The following is a 20,420-nucleotide window of genomic DNA, read 5'->3' on the forward strand; positions in this document are numbered from 1 at the left end:
TGCAAGGGCGCCCCGGGTTCGCCATATGCGAATCCTTCGCGGCAGCCGCACCGCGCGTGCGACGCTCGCGAAAAAACCCGGAGATTGACCATGAACGCTGTCGCCAAGAACCCGCCTGCGCACGACTACAAGGTGCGCGACCTCGCCCTCGCCGACTGGGGCCGCAAGGAAATCGACATTGCCGAGCAGGAGATGCCCGGCCTCATGTCGATCCGCAAGAAGTACGCCGCCGCCAAGCCGCTCGCCGGCGTGCGCGTGACCGGTTCGCTGCACATGACGATCCAGACCGCGGTGCTGATCGAGACGCTCAAGGACCTCGGCGCCGACGTGCGCTGGGCCTCGTGCAACATCTTCTCGACCCAGGACCACGCCGCCGCCGCGATCGCCGCGTCCGGCACGCCCGTGTTCGCCTGGAAGGGCGAGACGCTCGAGGAATACTGGGACTGCACGCTCGATGCGCTCAGCTTTCCCGGCGGCAAGGGCCCGCAGCTCGTCGTCGACGACGGCGGCGACGTGACCCTGCTCATCCACAAGGGCTTCGAACTCGAGAACGGTTCCGACTGGGTGAATACGCCCTCGTCCAACCACGAGGAGCAGGTGATCAAGAACCTGCTCAAGCGCGTCGCGAAGGAGCGCCCGGGCTTCTGGGCGGGCGTGGTCAAGGAATGGAAGGGCGTCTCGGAAGAGACCACCACCGGCGTGCATCGCCTCTACCAGCTCGCCGAAGCCGGCAAGCTGCTCGTGCCCGCGATCAACGTCAACGACTCGGTCACCAAGTCGAAGTTCGACAACCTCTACGGCTGCCGCGAGTCGCTCGCCGACGGCCTCAAGCGCGCGATGGACGTGATGCTCGCCGGCAAGGTCGCGGTCGTGTGCGGCTATGGCGACGTCGGCAAGGGCTCGGCGCACTCGCTGCGCGCGTACGGCGCGCGCGTGGTCGTCACCGAGATCGACCCGATCAACGCGCTGCAGGCCGCGATGGAAGGCTTCGAGGTCAACACGGTCGAATCCACCCTCGGTCGCGGCGACATCTACGTCACCACCACCGGCAACAAGGACGTGCTCACGCTCGAGCACATGCAGGCGATGAAGGACCAGGCGATCGTCTGCAACATCGGCCACTTCGACAACGAGATCCAGGTCGATCGCCTCAACGCGTCCGGCGCGGTCAGGACCAACATCAAGCCGCAGGTCGACAAGTACACGTTCAAGGACGGCCGTTCGATCTTCCTGCTCGCCGAAGGCCGCCTCGTCAACCTCGGCTGCGCGACCGGCCACCCCAGCTTCGTGATGTCCAACAGCTTCTCGAACCAGACGCTCGCGCAGATCGACCTGTGGGCGAACAAGGACACCTACGAGCCGAAGGTCTTCATCCTGCCGAAGAAGCTCGACGAGGAGGTCGCGCGCCTGCACCTTGAGAAGATCGGCGTGAAGCTCACCACGCTGACCGCCGAACAGGCCGCCTATCTCGGCGTCGCGGTCGAGGGCCCGTACAAGCCGGACCACTACCGCTACTGATCCGGCGATCTTCGACTAGCGATCTACGATCGATGCTTGAAACGAAACGGGCGCCGCAAGGCGCCCGTTTTCTTGCATGGATCAATTGGTTTTGCGGTTTTGCGAGCCGCTTTTTTAACTGGAAATCTTCCTCACGCCGTCGCAAAAAGCTTGGAAACTTGGTGACGCATTCCTTTGCGGATCTAGCAGTCGGCCCATGCGACGGGCCCCATCTCTTTTCTGGTAGCCAGGGACGAATCGACCGAGCTCGAGATAGCAGCTACCCAGAGTGTCTGGATTCCTGAATTTTGCCTTCGCCATCGCTTTCGCTGCTGTTGGAACGGAGAATTCCTCAGCGAAAGCGTGAAGATCCCCAACAATCCAAGCTTCCAATTCGCGACAGGCTATTCGAAAGAGGATAGGGCGCTTGTGTGGGTCGTCGAACCGCGCCACGAGTCTGGCTTTCACGTCTCGGCAGTCGCCGGAATCCTGATCGCGTAGTACGACGAACGCAGCATCTGGGTTCTGCCACGCTCGAACAAGAGTTGGTGCGCGCTTTTCAAGGTCCTGCTTGCCTTCATATGGAAAGCAGCGAAAGGTCCATCCCTCTGGCAAGAGTCTCGGTAGCAGCCCATCTAGCAGATCTCCCGCAGATGGCTCTTCCGTAAGTATTACCAATTCCGTCATGTCGGATCGACCCCTTGAAACATCCCTTGTTTCCAAAGGTATCCGAGCTGGTCGCCTTCATCGATCAACGCCTTTACCTGCGTGTCTTCGCTTGCCCGTCGTATCGATGTATAGCCATGCGTCTTAGCTAACCAGAAGACTTCGTCAGGGCGGATCGCATTGAGGAAATCGGGTGAATGGGTGGACACGAATACCTGACCTCCGCGGGCTGCATACGCGCGAAACTCTTCGGCCAAGTCCCACAGGAGCGAGGGATACAGCTGGTTCTCCGGCTCCTCCACGCACAGCAAGGGATGTGGCGCCGGGTCATATAGCAACACTAAATATGCCAGCATCTTTATCGTACCATCAGAAACGTAGCGCGCGAGAAATGGATCTTCGAACGCGCCGTCTTGGAAGCGCAGCAGAACGCGACCTTCTTCGGTAGTCTTGGACTCAACGCTCGTAATTCCGGGAACACACTTTGTCAGGCGATCAAGAACCTTCCTGAACACCGCCGGGTGCTGTTTGTGCAGATACTCAATGACTAACGAGAGGTTCTCGCCTTCGCGCGACAGATGTTCGGCATAGCCAGTCTCTTGCTCCGGTCGCGCACGACTGATGTGGAAATCGGACAAGTGCCAATTCTCAATCAGACTGCCCAAGGCCACTGCCGCTGGGAAGCGCTCGAACTGCGCCAGTCCTTTGATTGCAAGGATATCTGGGCTGCGTAGCACTTGGTGCTCACGTTTTAGCTGCCTTTCGTCCGTTACGGATTCGAGCTCATTGGTAACAGCTTCGCCCTGTCCATTACTGAAATCGAGGAAGTGCCACGGCTTACCCCCGCTACCACGGCGGTACTTCAAAATCTCGCGTGCCACGATTGGGCGGCCATTGACTTCGTCGATTGCCAATTCGTAAGTAATCAGGCTAGTGCGGTCACGCCCGATATCAGCGCGTATCTTCAGTTCTACTTCGATCGGCCCTGGACATCCACGTGATCGAACCTCTTGGAACCCTCTGCTGCCGCCCAAGCGACCAAGCGCCGCAGTGACGTTGGTAGACATCGCGTCCCGCAGAAAGCCAAAGGCGGAGAACAAAGTGCTCTTGCCGGCACCATTAGCACCAACGAGGACGCAGAAATCCGGAATATCCCGCAGTGCGACATCACGAAATGCGCGGAAATTCTTGAGCTTGATATATTCAATCTTCATTTCCGGTCCTACATGATGGCTGATGACATCTGGCCTTGTGACTTTGAGGTAGGTTAGCCCGCTTCCGGTCTGCATCCCGCGTCGACGCGAAAATCGGTGTATCGCCAGTCGTGCATGCGAATGATGATGCTATCGCTTTGTCATGAACAAAAACACTCGCCCAGCCCAGCAACCTGTCGCATCAGCAAAGCATGGAAGTATGAGTGCGTTACGGCCGCCAGTTCGCGTGGCGCTCCCAGAACTCGACGCTGCGCCGATACGCGTCGCGATCGATCGGCACGCCCGAGCCGCCTTCCTCGACGCCGAGTGCATTGCGCATCATCGTGATCGGCACCATCGGGATTTCCTCCGGCTCCATCGTGTAGAGGCAGCCGACGATGCCCCACTCGGCGTCGATCGGCGTGCCCTCCTTCGCGAGCTGTGCGCGGTCGTAGAGGATCGGCAGCAGCCAGCGCGCGACCGGCGGCTCGATGCCTTCGAACCAGCGCACGAGCACGGGCAGCTCGGCATCCGAGCGTACCTCGTAGGCCGAACGCAGGCGATGCCTGTTGTCGTCGGTGATCGCGACGACGGAGCAACGCGTCGAGGTCCAGTTGCGGTGCACGTGCAACTTGCAGAACGGCGCGTAGCCGTCGAGCACGCGCACAGGCGCCTCCGCGTTGAGATGCTGCACGAACGCTTCGGCCGTGCAGTCCTGGATCGCGGTGATGCGGCGATCGCGCGGGAACAGGCGGCGGCGGGCGAAATCGGTGAGAACGATGGACACGGTTCGAGGGCTGAAGGCTGGCACTCGCGCGCTCAGATCGGGGCGCCGGGCGGGATGACGGGCAACGGGCGCAGCTTCACGGACTTCGGGTCGGCGAGGTACTTGCGGATCGTTTCGGCGGCGAGTGCGCGGCTTGCGCCGGTGGCATCGGTACCGCCGTGTTTCGCAAGCCAAGCCTGCCACTGCTGCAGCGACGCGCGTACCTCGGCGTCGACTTGCGCGTGCAGGGCGCCGTCGTCGAGCACGTGCAGCAGCGCGTCGAGCGCGACCCAGTTCGCTGCCTCCTGCACCGCTGCCGCGGCCGGCGCGTCCGCGCCGCGCGTGTCCTGCTGCCAGGTGCCGCGGAACACCGCGGCGAGCACGTCGGCCACGCCGGGCTGCTGCGCGTCGCGCGCGTGCTGCCAGGCGAGGCGGTTGAGGCGCTCGGGCGCGAACAGGAAGGTCGTCGTCTGTGCGGCCGCGGCTTCGGCCGCGGCGAGCGGATCGAACACCGGACCCGCCTTCGTCGCGAAGTATTCGCGATTGCGCGCGTACTCGTTGCCGGGCGGCGTGACGAGGTCGAGCACGCTCGCGGGCAACGCGAGTTCGCGCGCGCCGAGATTGCCGACGAGGCGATCGAGGGCGGCACGCTGGGTCGACGCTGAGACCGGCGTGGTGCCCGCACTGCGATCAGCCGCTTCCGAATACGCGTAGGCCGCCCCCGCGAGCAGGCGTGCGACCGCTTCGGTCTGGTAGCGATGCAGCAGGTACACCGGCACGAGGCGCGCTTCGAGTTCGCCGGCCTGGCGCTCCGGCGGCAACACGCCGATCGAGAAATGCGCGAGCGCCGCGCGCCGCGCGGCCATCAGCGCATCGAAGGTCTCGAGTGCATCGGGGCCCGAGTCCCACAGCAGGCCGTCCGGCTCGGCATCACCGGGACTGCGCGCGTCCTGGTCGCTCACGTAGCGGAAGCCCGCCCTGGCGATGTCCGCGCGCAGCTTGGCGAGCGATGCCTGCTCGGTGCCCGGGGCGAACTGCGCGTAGGCATGCGCGACGATGAAATCGTCCCACGGGCCGACGCCGACGCCATAGGGATGGTCGAGCGAGAGACGTCCATCGGCATCGAGCGCGAGCAGCGGATGCGGATAGTCCATCACCGAGCCGTTGCCGTGCCGGCTCGCGGCGAAATTGTGCGCGAAGCCGAGCGCATGGCCGACCTCGTGCGCAGCGAGCTGGCGCAGGCGCGCCAGCGCCATGCGCTCGGCTTCGTCCTTGAGCCCGGCTGCATCTGGCTTGTCGTACGGCGCGAGCAGGCTCTCGGCAATGAGGATGTCCTGGCGCACGCGCTGCGAGCCGAGCGTGACGTTGCCGCGGATGATCTCGCCGGTGCGCGGATCGACGATCGGCTGGCCGTACGACCAGCCACGCGTGTGCCGGTGGGCCCAGGTGATGAGGCTGTAGCGCACGTCCATCGGATCGACGCCTTCGGGCAGCAGCTCGACGCGATAGGCATCCTTGAAGCCGGCCTTCTCGAACGCGCTCTTCCACCAGTTCGCGCCTTCGAGCAGCGCCGAACGCACCGGTTCGGGCGTGCCACGGTCGAGGTAGAACACGATCGGCTTCTTCACCGGGCTCGACGCCGCGGCGGGGTCGGTCTTCTCGAGGCGGAAGCGCGGTTGCACGCGATGATCGAGGGACGACGCGAGCGGTTGCGCGTAGTCGTACCAACCGACGCTGAGGCCGCCCGAAGCCGGATGGTAAGCGCGCGGCACGTAGCCCGGCGCCGGCAGGCGCACGAAGCTCAGGTGCTGGCGCACGGTCAGGCTGCGCGGATCCATCGCGACGTCCCTGACGAACGTCCCCTCGGCCGGGCCGCGCAAGGTGAGCAGGCCTTCGAGTTCGGTGTTGTCGGGAAAGCTCTTCGCGTCGGCGAGCGAGGGCGCGCTGCGCTTGTCGTCGACCTCGTACTTGCCCTGCTTGGCCTGTTCGAGCCGCTCGGCGATGCCGTGGCGATCGGACACCAGCAGCGCGCTGACGTCGACGAGTACTTCGGGACCGGGCCCCTTGCGCTCGGCGACGACGTCGCCGGCCCAGAGCACCGACTCGGCGAACGCCTGGCGCACGCTGAGCGCTTCATCGGGGTTGTCGGACACCGCGCGGAACTTCGTGTTGTCCTCGACCAGCAACACGCGCGTGCCGACGCGGCGCCATTCGACGAGGTGCGAGTCGCTGCTCTGGCCGCGGTCGAGGCCGACGTCGTTCGAACCGAGCGCCCACGGCAGCGAGCTCGTCATGAGGAACGGCTGGCCGAACGCGCGCAGGCCGAGCAGCACGCGCCCCTTCGCTTCGTCGCGGTACACGTCGAAGAATCCCGGCTGGGACGGCAGGCCGCGCGTCGCCGCCGCGAAATCCGCGACCGCGCCGCCCGGTTTGTCCGCCGCTGCCACTGCGGCCTGTACCGTCACGGCAAACAGCCCCACGAGGATCCCGCCTGCCACGCGCGTCGCCTGCCGCATCGTCGTCACCCTGTCGTCGCAAAGCCGCCATTGTGCCCGCTGCGATGGCGTGTGCGCACAGGCCGGAGATCACGGTCGGCCGGCAGGTATCCGTCCAGCCATCTATCTCTCTATCCGGACAAAGAGATATAGTTGCGCATCCGCGATCGCCGACCCGATTCCATGGCCTCTCCTGCCCCGATTTCCTTCGAGTTCTTCCCGCCCAAGACCGACGAGCAGCGCGCGACGCTCGAAGCCGCGCTGCCGAAGCTCAAGGCGCTTGCGCCCGAATACGTGAGCTGCACGTTCGGCGCCGGCGGTTCGACGTTGAGCTATACGCCCGAGACGATCCGCCACCTGCGCGAGGAACACGGCCTCGATGCCGCGCCGCACCTGTCGTGCATGGGCGGCACGCGCGCGGAGATCCGCGAACTGCTCGATCGCTACACGCGGATGGGCTGCCGGCGCATCGTCGCTCTGCGTGGCGACCTGCCATCGGGCATGGCGAGCTACGGCGACTTCCGCTACGCGAGCGACCTCGTCGCCTTCATCCGCGGGGAGTGCGGCGACCGCTTCCACATCGAAGTCGCGTGCTACCCCGAGGTGCACCCGCAATCGGACGATGCGCACGCGGACCTGCGCCATTTCAGGACCAAGGTCGAGGCCGGCGCGAACGGCGCGATCACGCAGTACTTCTACAACCCCGACGCCTACTTCCGCTTCGTCGATGCCGCGCGTCGTGCCGGCATCGGCGTGCCGATCGTGCCCGGCATCATGCCGATCGCGAACTTCTCGCAGCTCAAGCGCTTCTCCGACCTGTGCGGCGCGGAGATCCCGCGCTGGCTCGGCAAGCGCCTGCACGCCTACGGCGACGACGTCGAGTCGATCCGCGAATTCGCCGCGGACGTCGTCGCGGACCTCTGCGACCGCCTCGTCGCCGGCGGCGCGCCCGGCCTGCACTTCTACACGCTCAATCGCGCCCGGGCGACGCTCGCGGTGATCGAACGCATGCGCCGCTGACGCTCAGCGCGGCGCCCCGCCGGCCGGCTCGACCCGGGCCGACGCGATTGCATCGAGGCGGCGTTTCGCCTCGATGGCGAAACTGTCCTGTGCACCGGCCGATGCGACGAGCGTTTCGTATGCCGACTGCGCACGCGCACGGCCCGCGACGACGTCGCCGGCCAGCGCCTCGAGCCAGCCGAGCACGCTCTGCGCGTCGAGCAGCTCGTTGTAGCCGGGCGGATAGCGCGCCTCGTACAGAGCGACCGCTTCGCGCGCGAGCGGCAGTGCCTCGCCGGTGCGCGAGGCGAGGCCGAGCGCGCTCGCGTACTTCTTCGCCGCGCGAGCCGTCACGTAGTTCGCCATCGGCCGCGCGAGCGCGTAGCCGCGCCCGGCGTAACCCAGCGCGCCGGCGAAATCGCCCTCGTCGATGCGCAGCTGGGCGAGCTTGGTCAGCGCGTCGACGACGATGCGGTGCGATTCGCCGTACAGCTCGATCTTCATCGCGAGCGATTCCTCCAGCACGCGCTCGGCCTCGGCGAAACGCCGCTGGCGCGTGAACATCGCGCCGCGGTTGCCGAGCTGCGTGGCGAGCGCGACGCTGCCGCGCGGCTGGTCCGCGCGCAGCAGCGCGATCGATTGCGCATTGAGTTCGAGCGCGCGCCCGACGTCACCCTGCCGGTACTCGACCGAGGCGAGGTCGCCGAGCGCATAGGCGCGCGCCTTGGTCGCATCGCGCGGCAGCAGCTCGAGTGCACGCTGCTGCCATTCGCGAGCACGCTCCGGCCGGCCCGCGCTGAACTCGACCTCGCCGATGCGGTTGGCGATCTCGCCGCGCTGCTGCGCGCTGCCGTCGGCTTCGGCGCGTGCGCGCGCCTCCTGCAGCGCGGCCGACGCCTCGTCGTAGCGGCCCTGGTTCCACAGGGTCGTGCCGAGCACGAGGCGCGCATCGATTTCCGTGGCGGTATCGCCGGCGCGGCGCGCCGCATCGACGGCGCGGTGCGCGCTGAGCAGGGCCGCGTCGTAACGGCCGAGTTGCTGCAGCGTCCGCGCGAGCGTCAGCTCGGTCAGCATCGCGCTCGCAGGATCGCCGGCGAGCTCGCGTGCCGCGCGCTGCTGCGCGCGCTCCAGCGCCTCGACCACGGTCGCGCTACGCCCCATGTCGGACGGATCACCGGCCGCGAGCACCGCATTGAAGAACTCGTTGATGCGGTCCGCGCGCTCGCGCTGCGCGCGCGCCTGCCAGAGGTCGAGCAGGATCGCGGCGACGAACGCGGACAGGAGCAGCGCTGCGCCGAACGCGGCGGCGATGCCGTAGCGGTTGCGCCAGGCGAAGCGGCGCACGCGGTACGCGACGCTGCCACGCCGGGCGCGCACCGGCTGGCTCGCGCGCCAGCGCCGCAGGTCGTCGGCGAGTTCGGCGACGCTCGCGTAGCGCTGGGCGGGTTCGCGTCGCGTCGCCTTCTGGATGATCGCCTCGACGTCGGCCGGCACGCGCGCGACGCGCGACGGCGGCGCGAGTTCGCCCGCGGCGATCGCCTGCAGCAGCGCGACGTCGGAGCGCGCATCGCTGTAGGGGCGCACGCCGGTGGCGAGCTCGTACAGCACGGCGCCGAGCGAATAAACGTCGGTCGCCGTGCCGAGCGGTTCGCCGTGCACCTGCTCGGGGCTCGCGTATACCGGCGTCAGCGCGCGCGTCGCCGTGCGCGCAAGCGCGGGGTCGTCGCCGAGCAGGCGGGCGATGCCGAAGTCGAGCAGCTTCGGCACGCCGTCCGTGTCGACGAGGATGTTGGCCGGCTTGAGGTCGCGGTGGATCAACAGCTGCGCATGCGCGTGGCTCACCGCGGCGCAGACGGCGAGGAATGCGTCGACGCGCGCAGCGAGCGGTTGCCGTGCGCACCAGCGGTCGATCGTCACGCCGTCGACGTATTCGACCGCGAGGTACGGCTGGCCGTTCGCGAGGACGCCGCCGTCGATGAAGTGGGCGATGTTCGGATGGCGCAGGCCGGCGAGGATGCGCTGTTCGGCGCGGAAGCGCTCGAGCCCGTTCGCAGCCGAATGGCGCAGGAGCTTGAGCGCGACGCGTTGGCGCACGCCCGCCTCGCCACGCTCGGCGAGGCAGACCATGCCGGCGCCGCCCTCGCCCAAGGGGTGCAGTATGCGGTATTCGGGCGGCGCGACCGCGGCGAGGGCCGCGCCGTCGAAGCGGGGCGCGGATGCGCCCGCGGCATCGGCCGCGTACTCGCCGGTGTCGTCCTCGGCCGCCCGCAGCATCCATTCGACGTCCGCGCGCAGGGCCGCATCGCCCGCGCAGGCACGCTCGAGCTCGCCGGCACGCGCAGCCGGCGGCTGGTCGAGCAGCGCATGCGCGATGCGCAGCGCCTCCGCATAGCGTTGCGCGGACGCGGGCGCGGCGTCCGCGCTCATTCGCCCGCCATGCGCTGCGCCAGCCACGCCCGCGCGATGCGCCAGTCGCGCACGACCGTCACGCGCGCGACGCCGAGGTGCCCGGCGATGTCGTCGATGGACATGCCGGCGAAGCACTTGAGTTCCACCACCTGCGCCTGGCGCGCGCTCAGCGTGGCGAGCTCGTCGAGCAGCGCATCGAGCTCGAGCACGTCGGGGATCGTGCCGGCGTCGGCGATGCCGTCGAACGCGAGCGGCGGCTGGCGCTTGAGCGCGTCGCGCCGGCGCGCGTCGTCGACGAGGATGCGCCGCATGGCCTGCGCCGCCATCGCGACGAGCGCGTGGCGGCCGACGTTCCAGACCGCGTCGCGTTCGCGCAGCTTGAGGTAGGTTTCGTGGACGAGCGCGGTGGTCTGCAACGCGGCTCCCGGCGCGTGCGAGCGCAGCGCGCGCGTCGCGATCGACTTGAGTTCGAGGTAGACGAGCGGCATCGCCGCGTCGAGCGCAGCCGCGCCCGCCTTGCCGGTCCAGCCGGCCAGCAGTCGGTCGATCGCCTCCGCGTCCCCTGCTTCCATGCGGCGATGGTAATGCAGCCGCGAGCGCCTCCGGTGCGGCCCGCCGCGCCGTCGAACCCCGCCGTGGCAAGGCCCCTTCACCCCGCGACGGCGGCCTCGTGCACGCCCGCGACCGAGCGTCCGGACGGGTCGGCTGCCTTCGCGAACGCGGGATCCCAGGCGAGCGCGGCCGGCGACGAGCAGGCGATCGACTTGCCGCCCGGCACGGTCGCCGCGCAGGCCTCGCCCGGGAAGAACCGCTCGAAGATGCGCCGGTACAGGTAGGCCTCCTTCGTCGCCGGCGTGTTGAGCGGCCAACGCGACGCGGCCGCGGCGAATTCGCGGTCGCCGACTGCCTGCTCCGCATGCGCCTTGAGGCCGTCGATCCAGCCGTAGCCGACGCCGTCGCTGAACTGCTCCTTCTGCCGCCAGAGGATCGCGTCCGGCAATGCGCCGGCGAACGCTTCGCGCAGCACCGCCTTCTCGATGCGGCGGCTGCCGTCGGCGTTCGTGCCGGCCATCTTCGCGCGCGCGTCCATCGACATCGCGACGTCGAGGAACTCGAGGTCGAGGAAGGGCACGCGCGCCTCGACGCCCCATGCCATCATCGCCTTGTTCGCCCGCAGGCAATCGTAACCGTGCAACGCATCGAGCTTGCGCACGGTCTCCTCGTGGAACGACTGCGGCGACGGCGCCTTGTGGAAGTAGAGATAGCCGCCGAAGATCTCGTCGGAGCCTTCGCCGGAGAGCACCATCTTCACGCCCATCGCCTTGATGCGGCGCGCGAGCAGGTACATCGGCGTCGACGCGCGCACGGTGGTGACGTCGTAGCTCTCGATGTGCCGGATGACCTCGGGCAGCGCGTCGAGGCCTTCCCAGAACGAATAGACGAAGCCGTGGTGCACGGTGCCGAGTGCGTCGGCGGCAATCTTCGCCGCGGCGAGGTCGGGCGATCCTTCCAGGCCGATCGCGAACGAATGCAGGCGCGGCCACCAGGCCTCGCTGCGGTCGCCGTCCTCGATGCGCGCGCGCGCGTAGCGCGCCGCGCAGGCGGCGACGAGCGAGGAGTCGAGGCCGCCCGAGAGCAGCACGCCGTACGGCACGTCGGTCATGAGCTGGCGGTGCACGGCCTGTTCGAACGCCTCGCGCAGCGCGGCCGGCTCGACGCGGCGGCCGTGCGTCCAGGCGTGGTCGCGCCACGGCTTGTCGTACCAGCGTCGCAGGCTGCCGTCGGCGCTGTCGTAGACGTGTCCCGGCGGGAATGCCGCGATGTCGGCGCACAGGCCGGCCAGCGCCTTCATCTCCGAGGCCACGCACAGGCGTCCTTGCGCATCATGGCCCCAGTACAGCGGGCAGACGCCGAGGGGGTCGCGTGCGATGAGGTAGCGCTGCGCGGCGGCGTCCCACAATGCGAACGCGAAGATGCCGTTGAGCCGCCCGAGCCAGTCCGCCGGCGACTCCGCATCCGCGCCGCGGTGGAGGGCGTTGATGACTTCGCAGTCCGAGCCGCTCGTGTAGTCGTAGGCGAGGTCCGCGCGCAGGTCGCGGTGGTTGTAGATCTCGCCGTTGACCGCGAGCGCGAGCGTGCCGTCACGCGAGCGCAGCGGTTGCGCGCCGCTCGCCGGGTCGACGATCGCGAGCCGCTCGTGCACGAGGATGACGCCCGTATCGACGTAGACGCCGCTCCAGTCGGGGCCGCGGTGGCGTTGCCGTTGCGAGAGTTCGAGCGCGAGTGCGCGCAGGCCGGCGAGGTCGTCGCCGGGCTGCAGGTCGAACAGGCCGAATATCGAACACATGGTGATCTCCTTTGGCGATCGTCCTTGCCGCGCGGGTCGGATGAAGCGGGCCTCCATGCCCGCGCCTGGCGACGGGCCTCGACCCGTGGCGGATCGCCGGCCCGAAAACGACGAAGGCCCGCACTGGGCGGGCCTTCGTCACGTGTCGGTGGTGTTGCAACGTACCTACACGCCGGCCCTCCAGTGCGGGCTGGCGTTATTGTTCGAAGCGACCGCGCGCAGGTCCGCGCACGCGCATGGCGCGGGCTGGCGTGACGGGACGCGGGTGGCGTGGATCGACATGGCTGCACTACACCACGCCTGCGGTCCGGTCGCAAGAGCCTTGGCGTGCGCAGGTTCACGAACGGGTGATAGCCTGCGGGCATGCGCCGCAGAAACCACTTCGTCCCTTCGCTGCTCCTCGCCATCGCAACCTGCGCGAGCGCGCAGGACGCGGGCGACGACGGCCAGCGCGTGCACCGCTGCGTCGGCGTGCACGGCGAAGTGGTGTTCTCGGGCCTCGCCTGCGACGCGAACGAACAGGCCGGCATCAGCGCCGGCGCGCTCGGTGATCCGCTCGCGCCGCCAGCGCCGGCCGATGCGTGCCCGGCATCGCTGCAGGAGTTGAGCGAGCGGCTCGCGGGCGCGATCGCGCGGCACGACGCGAATGCGATCGCGGGCATGTTGCACTGGCGCGGCATCGGCCGCGCCGCCGCGAGCCAGCGCCTGCGCGAGTTGCGCGATCTCGCCAGCGGACCGCTGCTCTCGCTCGAGCAAGGCGATGGCCTCCTCGTTCGCACCGGCAGCAACGCGGCCGGCGGCGTGCGCGAGCATGCCTTCGGCGTCGAGGTCGATGCCGGCTGCTGGTGGCTGAGCTGGTGAAGGCGAGCCCGGCGCGCGGCGCTGGTATCATGGGCGTTTCCAGCGTGGAAGCGGAGCCATGGCGCAGACCTACCCCGATCACATCTGGCACAACGGGCGCATCAAGCCGTGGGCCGAAGCCACCGTGCACGTGATGGCGCACGCGCTGCATTACGGCTCGTCGGTGTTCGAAGGCATCCGCAGCTACGAAACGCCGAACGGCCCGGCGATCTTCCGCCTCAGCGACCACAACAGGCGCCTGTTCAATTCGGCGAAGATCTACGACATCCAGATCCCGTACACGCTCGAGGAGATCAACGCGGCGTGTCGCGCGGTGATCAAGGCGAACGGGCTGTCGAAGTCGTACCTGCGTCCGGTCGCGTATCGCGGCCTCGGCGGCTTCGGCCTGTCGGCGGAAACGCCGACCGACGTCGCGGTCGCGGCATGGCAGATGGGTGCCTACCTCGGCGCGGGCGTGCTCGAACAGGGCATCGACGCCTGCGTCTCGAGCTGGCAGCGTTTCGCACCGAACACGATCCCGGCGGGCGCGAAGGCCGGCGGCAATTACCTTTCCGGCCAGCTCGTCGCGCGCGAGGCGCGCCGGCTCGGTTTCGGCGAAGGCATCGCGCTGGCGTCGACCGGCCTGCTCAGCGAGGGCGCGGGCGAGAACCTGTTCCTCGTCTTCGATGGCGCGTTGCACACGACGCCGGTGAGCGCGGCGCTGCTCAACGGCATCACGCGCAACACGCTCATCACGCTCGCGCGCGCGAACGGCATCGAGGTGGTCGAGCGCGACATCCCGCGCGAATACCTTTACCTGTGCGACGAACTGTTCATGTGCGGCACCGCCGCCGAGATCACGCCGATCCGCTCGGTCGACGGCAAGCCGGTCGGCGCGGGCAAGCCGGGGCCGCTCACGCATCGCATGCAGGACCTGTTCTTCGGCCTGTTCGACGGCAGGACGAAGGATCAGTGGGGCTGGCTCGAAGCGGTCTGACTACCCTAGACCGCGGCGCTGCGTCGTCCGCCCGGAGTCATCCACTCGGGCATGTCGGCGGTCCATCGAACCCCTCGATGAAGACGATGTCCTCCTGCTGTACTTCGTACGCGCCGATATCCGCTGCCGCACCCGACACGCGCTGGAATGGCGAGCCGCGCTGATCGGCGGCATACGGCACCGTGTTGTTGCCGTGGTCGATGGCGGGGCTGCCGCCGAGCAAGGCGTGCGTTCGCGTCGGTCCGCCGTTGTCGCGCAGCGGACCGAGTCCGGGACAAACGCCCGTGATCGTGTCTGCAGGTACGACCGACGACGACGCGAGGACGAGGTTGTTCTGGCCGCTCGTCGGCACCAAGTTGAAGCCCGGGGTATAGCGCGTTACGCCGAAGTCGTCCGCGGCAGGGGAGGAAGTCCCGCTGACGTTGTTCGAAAGCACCGAGCTTTGCAGCGTCACCACCTTGAATTTGTAGTGGCTGATGTCGGTGTAGTAGGCGCCGACGTCGTCGACGTTGAGCCCCGGTGAGAAGTGCCGCGAGTAGGCATCCGCGAACGCGGCCGTGTTGAAGGCAATGGTGGAATTATGGACATTGATCGTTCCGGCATTCGTCCATACGCCGCCGACCACGCCGAGGGCCTGGTTGCCGGAAACGGTGCTGTTGGCCAGCGAAAACGTGTTCGTCGCGCCGGGATTGAAGTTGCGCGCATAAATGCCGCCGCCGCGGCCGGCCGTGTTGCCGGAAATCGTTGATGCAGTGATGGTCGTGTTGCCGAACACGCGGGCGCCGCCGCCCAGACGGGCGTGGTTGCCGCTGATCGTGCTGCTTCCCAGGACGAGGTCGTTTAGCGCGAAGACGCCGCCTCCATAGCTGAAATCGTACGTATCCGGCGCGGACGCGGTGTTGTCCGACACCTCGCTGTACTTGAACAGATAGACGCTCTTGCGGGCGAAGATGCCGCCGCCCTTCGCGCGCGCGCCGGCGCCGCCGGCGATGGCCGAACACGAGCGGACGCCCGCGCCGGCCAAGCTGACCGAGCCATTCGAATAGATGCAGCCGCCGTAGGCGGCCTGCACGGCAGCGGCATGGAAATAGCCGTTGGCCACGGTGAGGTCGTACAAGCCCAATGTGCCGCTGCCGGTATGCTGGAAGACGCGACTGCCATGGCCGCCGTCGACGGTGAGCGCGTCCTTGCCCGGCCCCTGCAACGTGATATTGGTCTGCGGCAGCAGGATCGAGCCAGTCGCCAGCGTGATCGTGCTGCAAGCGAGGCCGGTCATGTCAATGGTGTCGCCGCTGACTGCGTTCGCCGCCGCGTAGCGTAGGCTGCCGGTCGTGCCGCTGCCCACGCTGGCTTCGTTGCAGGAGTCGACCGTCCAGATCGTGGCGGCGGCGGCGGTGGCCGTGGCGCTCACGCAGAACAATGTCGCAGCGCAAGCTGCGAGCGGCCGGCGTCGCCAGCCGGCAGGGGCAGGCGCAATCGTGTCGAACATCAGATGCTCCAGGCGTCGCGTCGCCGCGGCTCATGCCGCGCATTTCACTTGTACGCGGAAGCGCACCCGAAATCCCAACCATGCGCGACGGCGCGTCAGACGGAGAGGCGGGTCGCCCACGGCATGGCTCCCGACGGGCGAACGCGGGGCCTAACCCGGGCGCGTGCCGACGAACTCCAGCGTCGCCGTGGCGCCGCCCTGTGGGCGCGGCGCGAGCGAGACGTGCCAGCCGTAGAGTTCGCACAGGCGACGCACGATCGCGAGGCCGAGCCCGCCGCCCTTGCCGACGGTGGTGCCGCGCACGCCGCGCTCGAACAGCTTGTCGGCGTCCTCCGGCTTGATGCCCGGACCGGTGTCCTCGACCGTCACGCGGCCATGGCCGACCGTGACGATGACTTCGCCCGCCTGCGTGTACTTGAACGCGTTGCCGATGAGGTTGCTCAGCGCGACCGCGACGACCGAGGACGGCGCCACGGTCTCGAGCGGCTGCTCGATCTCCACCCGCACCTCGACCGGCTTGTTGGCGACGTGCGGGCGCTGCGCGTCGACGACCTGCTCGACCACGCGCGCGACGTCGGTCGTCTCGCCGTCGGTCGGCGCCTGGCGTTCGCGCCTCGACAGCAGCAGCAGCGCATCGATGAGCTCGCTCGACTGGCGCACCGCGCGCTCGATCCGGCGCAGGCGCTCGCGCAGCTTGTCGGTGAGCTCGGGCGAGCCCTGCAGCAGCTCGGTCGTGCTCGCGATCACCGCGAGCGGCGTGCGCAGTTCGTGGCTCACGTCCGCGTTGAACTCGCGGTCGCGCTGGACCATTTCGGTCAGGCGCGTCGAGTAGTCGTCGAGCGCGGCGGCGAGCTGGCCGACCTCGTCGTCGGCGAAATGCGCCTTCAGCAGTTCAGGCCGGCCCGAGCGACTCATCGCGCGCACGCGGTTGGCGAGTTCGATGACAGGGCTCATCACCCGCGCCGACAGCCAGAAGCCGATCAGCAGCGAGAGCACCGCGAAGGCGAGCACCGACGCGGCGAGCACGGTCAGCAGTTGCCGTTCGCCGAGCTTCTGCGTGCTGACGTCGAAGCGCAGGTAGGCCCAGAAATCCGCGTCCTTGTACACCGCGAGCTTGTACGGCCGCGTCTTGCCCTCGCGGCCGATGTCCTCGATGTCGTAGACCCCGGCCTCGAAGCTCTGCCAGGCCAGCGGCACGGTCGCGGTGCGACCGGCACGCACGATCTGCAGCTGGATCAGCGACATCGGGAACTGCGCGTCGGGCGAAAGGTTCTCGCGCTTGAAGTCGACGAAATGGCGCAGTTCGCGCTCGAGCGTCGTATTGACGAGCTGGTCTTCCAGCCGCGTGCGCATGTACACCGTCGCGACGGCGAACAGCGCGGTCAGGCCGAGCCCGAACAGCGCGAAGGAAATGATGATGCGTGAACGGAGCCTACGCCGGTAGCGCATCCGGATCGACCATGCGGTAGCCGATGCCGTGGCGGGTCTGGATCAGCGCCTTGTCGAACGGCTTGTCGATCTGGGCACGCAACCCGTGGATGTGCACGCGCAGCGAATCGCTGTCGGGCAGTTCCTCGCCCCACACGCGCGTCTCGAGCTCCTGGCGCGTCACCACCGACGGGGCGGCTTCCATCAGCGACTGCAGCAGCTTGAGGCCGATCGGATTGAGCGTGATCTGCTTGCCGGCGCGGCTGATCGTCAGCGTGTCGAGGTTGTAGGTGAGGTCGGCGAGCTGAAGCACGCGGCTCTTGCCGCCCTTGCCGCGGCGACCGAGCACTTCGAGGCGCGCGGCGAGTTCCTGCAGCGCGAACGGCTTGACCATGTAGTCGTCGGCGCCGGACTCGAAGCCGGTGAGCTTGTTGTCGAGCGAATCGCGCGCGGTGAGCATGAGCACGGGCGTCTGCCGCTTCGCTTCCTGGCGCAGCTTGCGGCAGACCTCGAGGCCATCCATGCCGGGCAGGCCGAGGTCGAGCACGATCACGTCGAAGTCGTTGACGACGGCGAGGTGCAGGCCGGTGACGCCATCGCCCGCGAAGTCGACCACATGGCCCTTGTCGGCGAGGAAGTCGCCGATGTTCGCTGCGATGTCGCTGTTGTCTTCGATGACCAGAATACGCATGGGTGTCTACTTTAACGCGTGGATCAGCCGATGCGGAGCGCAACGGCGCGAAGGAAGTTTCGGAAAATTGGGGGCGATTGCACGAAAGCCCAACGGGCGCCATCGCACGGAGCGTGCTGTCGTTGGACAGTGCGGCCAGGATGGCCGCTTCTGGACTCCAACGAAGGCCGTGACTTCAATCCGGCGCCTGTTTCGAGGGTCCTGCGATCCGGGATGGATCGCAAAAACAAAAGAAAATGGCCCAAGGAGGTGTCATTGGGGGAACACACCTCGCTTGGGCCAAAAAAGCTACTGCCCCGATTACCGTACTCTGCCAGTCACCAGACCTGACTTAGGAGTGTCGAGCAGAACTACAGTGCGATCGACTATAGGCAGGCATTGATTAAACGATCGTTAAAGCACTCTGAGCCTTGTGTTAACCGCCGGTCTTCGGCGGCCAGCTGTTCACGTTGGACACCTGGGCCGGGCGCCCTTCCGCCGGGTCGCGGCAGATCAACGAACCGGTCGATTGCACGCATTCCTCATGCGTCGTCCGCCCCTTCGGCGCGAACACGAACGCCTGCGTGTAGCGCATCGGATGGTCCGGCAGGCTCGCCGGATCGAAGCGCCACTGGCGCAGCGCGCGCTCCGCGGCACGCTCGAAAGCGCCGTTCTGGCCGCCCAGGAACTCGATGTCCTTGACCGTTCCGTCGGGTGCGATCGAGAACGACGCCTCGACGCGTCCGCTCTGCGTCGCGTAGTAGTTCGGGAAACTCGGCGCGACGACATAGGTGGCGACCGGCGGCTTCGTCACCTGCGGTGCCGCGACCGGCTCGACCGGTGCCGCGGCGACATCCGTGGCCGGGCGGGCGACCGTGGACGCCGGGGCCGTGGCCGGCTCGGCCGGCAGGCTGCGTTCGAGCGGCCGTGCCGGCGCGGGCGTCGCAGGCACGCTCGCCAGCGCCTCGGGTTCGGACGCGGTCGTGGTGGCCGGTGCGGCCGGCACCGCTTCGCGCGATGCCGCGCCGGCGCCCGCGCCTGCGGCCACCAGCGAAGGCGCGGGCGTGCTCGTCACGGCAGGTTCGGGTTCCGGTGGGGTCACGGGCGCGAGCCGCAGGCGCGGGCGCTCGTACGGCAACGACAGCGCCGCGAACGGCAGCGTGCGCACGTCGGCCGAACGGATCCAGTCGACCGCCAGTGCCTGCGGGCTGAACACGCGATGCGAACGTTCGATCCGTTGCGCGACGAGCAGCGCGCCGATGAACGCCGTGCCGATCAGCAGCCAGCGCCCCGGATGGCGCGCCTGCGCGGTCGCGCGCGGCGCGGGCAGGCCGACGATGCGGCGCACGCGTTCGACCAGCTGGCCGCCGCTCGCGGCGAGCACGACCGGCGCGGCGGTCTGGCGCAGTTCCTCCAGCGCCGCGAGCGTGCGTGCGTATTCGCGCGGTTCGCCGCGGACGAGGCGCAGGACCAGCGCGTCGCAGCACAGCTCGCGCTCGTTGCGCACTTCGCGCGAAATCCAGTGCACGACCGGGTGGTAGAACAGCAGCGTCTCGATCACGGCCTGGGCGAGGTTGACCAGATGATCGTAACGACGCAGGTGGCCGAGTTCGTGAGCGAGAATCAGTTCCACTTGCTGGCGTGGAAAACCGAGCGCGACCGCCGTCGGCAGCAGCACGACCGGACGCAGCCAGCCGAGCAGCATCGGCGTGTCGATGCGTTCGGAAACGAGTACGCGCACGCGTCGCACGAAGCCGAAACGACGCGTGAGCGCGACCAGCATCGCGTCGAGTTCCGGGCTCGACTCGGCCCATCGCCGCGCGATGCGCGAGAAGCGCCGCCATTGGTGCAACGCGCGCCCGGCCACGCCGAGCACGCCGGCAAGCCAGAGCAGGACGAGCCACGGCAGTGCGCGATCGATGCTCGCGGCAAGGTCGAATGCCTGCGCCTGGGCAACCGCGGCGACCGCGGCCGCAGGCGCGCCGAACGCGACCTCGACCGTGCCCTGTGGACGCAACATGACGAGCGTGGCAAGTGGCCACAGCGCCAGCAGCGCGAGCGCCGCGAGGCCGACCGCGTAGCGTGCATTGCAGTGCGATTTCGGCAACAGCGCGCGCGCCGCGGCATAGCCGGCACCGATGACCAGTCCCTGCCAGAGAAAATGCACCAGGGTCCAACCCAGCGCATGAATCCACGGCAGCGCGGCGCTCATGACTGCGTGCCTTCGAGCTTGTCGAGCAGCGCGCGGATCTCGTCGAGCTCCTCGCGCGTCGCCTTGGGACGGCCGCCGAGCGCCTGCAGCACGAGCTGCGAGGGCGAGCCGTCGAACACGCGCTGCACCATGTCGAGGACGAAGCGCTTCTGCGTGCGCTCCTTGCTCACCGCGGCGCGGAACACGTGCGCGCGTTCGGAATCGTCGCGCAGCACCAGACCCTTGCAGTGCATGATCTGCAGCAGCTTCAACGCCGTCGTATAGCCGGCGCCTTCGTCGCGATAGAGCGCTTCGTGGACGTCGCGCACCGTACTCGGCCCGCGTTCCCACAGCACGTTGAGGATGCCGAGTTCGGCCTCGGTGGGCTTGGGCAGGTTTTCGGTCTTGGACACGGTGCTCACCTAGTCGCAGT

Annotated in this window: 16 protein-coding genes; 4 read left to right on the plus strand and 12 right to left on the minus strand. The window is 68.1% G+C overall.

The features are described 5' to 3' along the window. Window positions 1–90: 90 nt before the first annotated feature. The gene (gene ahcY, locus EV148_RS01045; protein WP_131992168.1) at window positions 91–1,518 is read left to right on the plus strand and encodes an adenosylhomocysteinase; all 1,428 of its coding nucleotides are present in this window, start codon (window positions 91–93) and stop codon (window positions 1,516–1,518) included. A 114-nt stretch (window positions 1,519–1,632) separates the two neighbouring features. On the opposite strand, the gene EV148_RS19115 is transcribed toward ahcY, so the two are convergent. The 4 genes from EV148_RS19115 to EV148_RS01065 all read right to left on the minus strand — a co-directional run bounded on the left by EV148_RS19115 (window position 1,633) and on the right by EV148_RS01065 (window position 6,602). Then, window positions 1,633–2,184: a DUF4276 family protein gene (locus tag EV148_RS19115; RefSeq protein WP_131992171.1), complete on the minus strand. Its 552-nt coding sequence runs from the start codon at window positions 2,182–2,184 to the stop codon at window positions 1,633–1,635. Continuing rightward, window positions 2,181–3,377 (minus strand): AAA family ATPase, encoded by a 1,197-nt coding sequence (locus tag EV148_RS01055; protein WP_131992174.1) that lies wholly within the window; start codon window positions 3,375–3,377, stop codon window positions 2,181–2,183. The genes EV148_RS19115 and EV148_RS01055 overlap by 4 nt, the downstream gene beginning before the upstream one ends. Window positions 3,378–3,585: 208 nt before the next feature. After that, complete coding sequence (locus tag EV148_RS01060; protein WP_131992177.1) at window positions 3,586–4,143, minus strand: DUF3228 family protein; 558 nt, start codon at window positions 4,141–4,143, stop codon at window positions 3,586–3,588. A gap of 32 nt (window positions 4,144–4,175) precedes the next feature. Continuing rightward, window positions 4,176–6,602: a zinc-dependent metalloprotease gene (locus EV148_RS01065; protein WP_241987937.1), complete on the minus strand. Its 2,427-nt coding sequence runs from the start codon at window positions 6,600–6,602 to the stop codon at window positions 4,176–4,178. A 198-nt stretch (window positions 6,603–6,800) separates the two neighbouring features. Here EV148_RS01065 and metF point away from each other — a divergent pair, with 198 nt between their 5' ends. After that, window positions 6,801–7,637 (plus strand): methylenetetrahydrofolate reductase [NAD(P)H], encoded by an 837-nt coding sequence (metF, locus tag EV148_RS01070; protein WP_131992180.1) that lies wholly within the window; start codon window positions 6,801–6,803, stop codon window positions 7,635–7,637. Between the two features lie 3 nt (window positions 7,638–7,640). On the opposite strand, the gene EV148_RS01075 is transcribed toward metF, so the two are convergent. The 3 genes from EV148_RS01075 to asnB form a co-directional block, all read right to left on the minus strand. Next, the gene (locus EV148_RS01075; protein WP_131992183.1) at window positions 7,641–10,043 is read right to left on the minus strand and encodes a serine/threonine-protein kinase; all 2,403 of its coding nucleotides are present in this window, start codon (window positions 10,041–10,043) and stop codon (window positions 7,641–7,643) included. After that, the gene (locus tag EV148_RS01080; RefSeq protein WP_131992186.1) at window positions 10,040–10,597 is read right to left on the minus strand and encodes an ECF-type sigma factor; all 558 of its coding nucleotides are present in this window, start codon (window positions 10,595–10,597) and stop codon (window positions 10,040–10,042) included. Before EV148_RS01080 ends, EV148_RS01075 begins: the two co-directional genes overlap by 4 nt. A gap of 77 nt (window positions 10,598–10,674) precedes the next feature. Further along, window positions 10,675–12,372, minus strand: a complete 1,698-nt coding sequence (asnB, locus tag EV148_RS01085; protein ID WP_131992189.1) for an asparagine synthase B — start codon at window positions 12,370–12,372, stop codon at window positions 10,675–10,677. 363 nt (window positions 12,373–12,735) lie between these two features. On the opposite strand from asnB, the gene EV148_RS01090 reads away from it, so the two are divergent. Both EV148_RS01090 and EV148_RS01095 read left to right on the plus strand, forming a co-directional pair. Then, window positions 12,736–13,233: a hypothetical protein gene (locus EV148_RS01090; RefSeq protein ID WP_131992192.1), complete on the plus strand. Its 498-nt coding sequence runs from the start codon at window positions 12,736–12,738 to the stop codon at window positions 13,231–13,233. Between the two features lie 58 nt (window positions 13,234–13,291). Beyond that, entirely contained in the window at window positions 13,292–14,209 is a 918-nt protein-coding gene (locus EV148_RS01095) for a branched-chain amino acid transaminase (RefSeq protein WP_131992195.1), read from the plus strand. 37 nt (window positions 14,210–14,246) lie between these two features. Here EV148_RS01095 and EV148_RS01100 read toward each other — a convergent pair whose 3' ends face one another. The 5 genes from EV148_RS01100 to EV148_RS01120 form a co-directional block, all read right to left on the minus strand. Continuing rightward, window positions 14,247–15,698: a choice-of-anchor Q domain-containing protein gene (locus EV148_RS01100; RefSeq protein ID WP_131992198.1), complete on the minus strand. Its 1,452-nt coding sequence runs from the start codon at window positions 15,696–15,698 to the stop codon at window positions 14,247–14,249. A 150-nt stretch (window positions 15,699–15,848) separates the two neighbouring features. Continuing rightward, complete coding sequence (locus tag EV148_RS01105) at window positions 15,849–17,147, minus strand: sensor histidine kinase (RefSeq protein ID WP_131992201.1); 1,299 nt, start codon at window positions 17,145–17,147, stop codon at window positions 15,849–15,851. Next, window positions 17,131–17,817: a response regulator transcription factor gene (locus tag EV148_RS01110; RefSeq protein ID WP_131992204.1), complete on the minus strand. Its 687-nt coding sequence runs from the start codon at window positions 17,815–17,817 to the stop codon at window positions 17,131–17,133. The genes EV148_RS01105 and EV148_RS01110 overlap by 17 nt, the downstream gene beginning before the upstream one ends. A gap of 415 nt (window positions 17,818–18,232) precedes the next feature. Beyond that, window positions 18,233–20,008: a M56 family metallopeptidase gene (locus tag EV148_RS01115; RefSeq protein ID WP_131992207.1), complete on the minus strand. Its 1,776-nt coding sequence runs from the start codon at window positions 20,006–20,008 to the stop codon at window positions 18,233–18,235. Continuing rightward, window positions 20,005–20,400 carry a BlaI/MecI/CopY family transcriptional regulator gene (locus EV148_RS01120; RefSeq protein ID WP_131992210.1) on the minus strand — a complete coding sequence of 132 codons (396 nt, stop codon included), beginning with the start codon at window positions 20,398–20,400 and terminating at the stop codon, window positions 20,005–20,007. Before EV148_RS01120 ends, EV148_RS01115 begins: the two co-directional genes overlap by 4 nt. Window positions 20,401–20,420: the final 20 nt, after the last annotated feature.

Origin of the sequence: Dokdonella fugitiva, assembly GCF_004342425.1 — a bacterium.
GTDB lineage: Bacteria > Pseudomonadota > Gammaproteobacteria > Xanthomonadales > Rhodanobacteraceae > Dokdonella_A > Dokdonella_A fugitiva.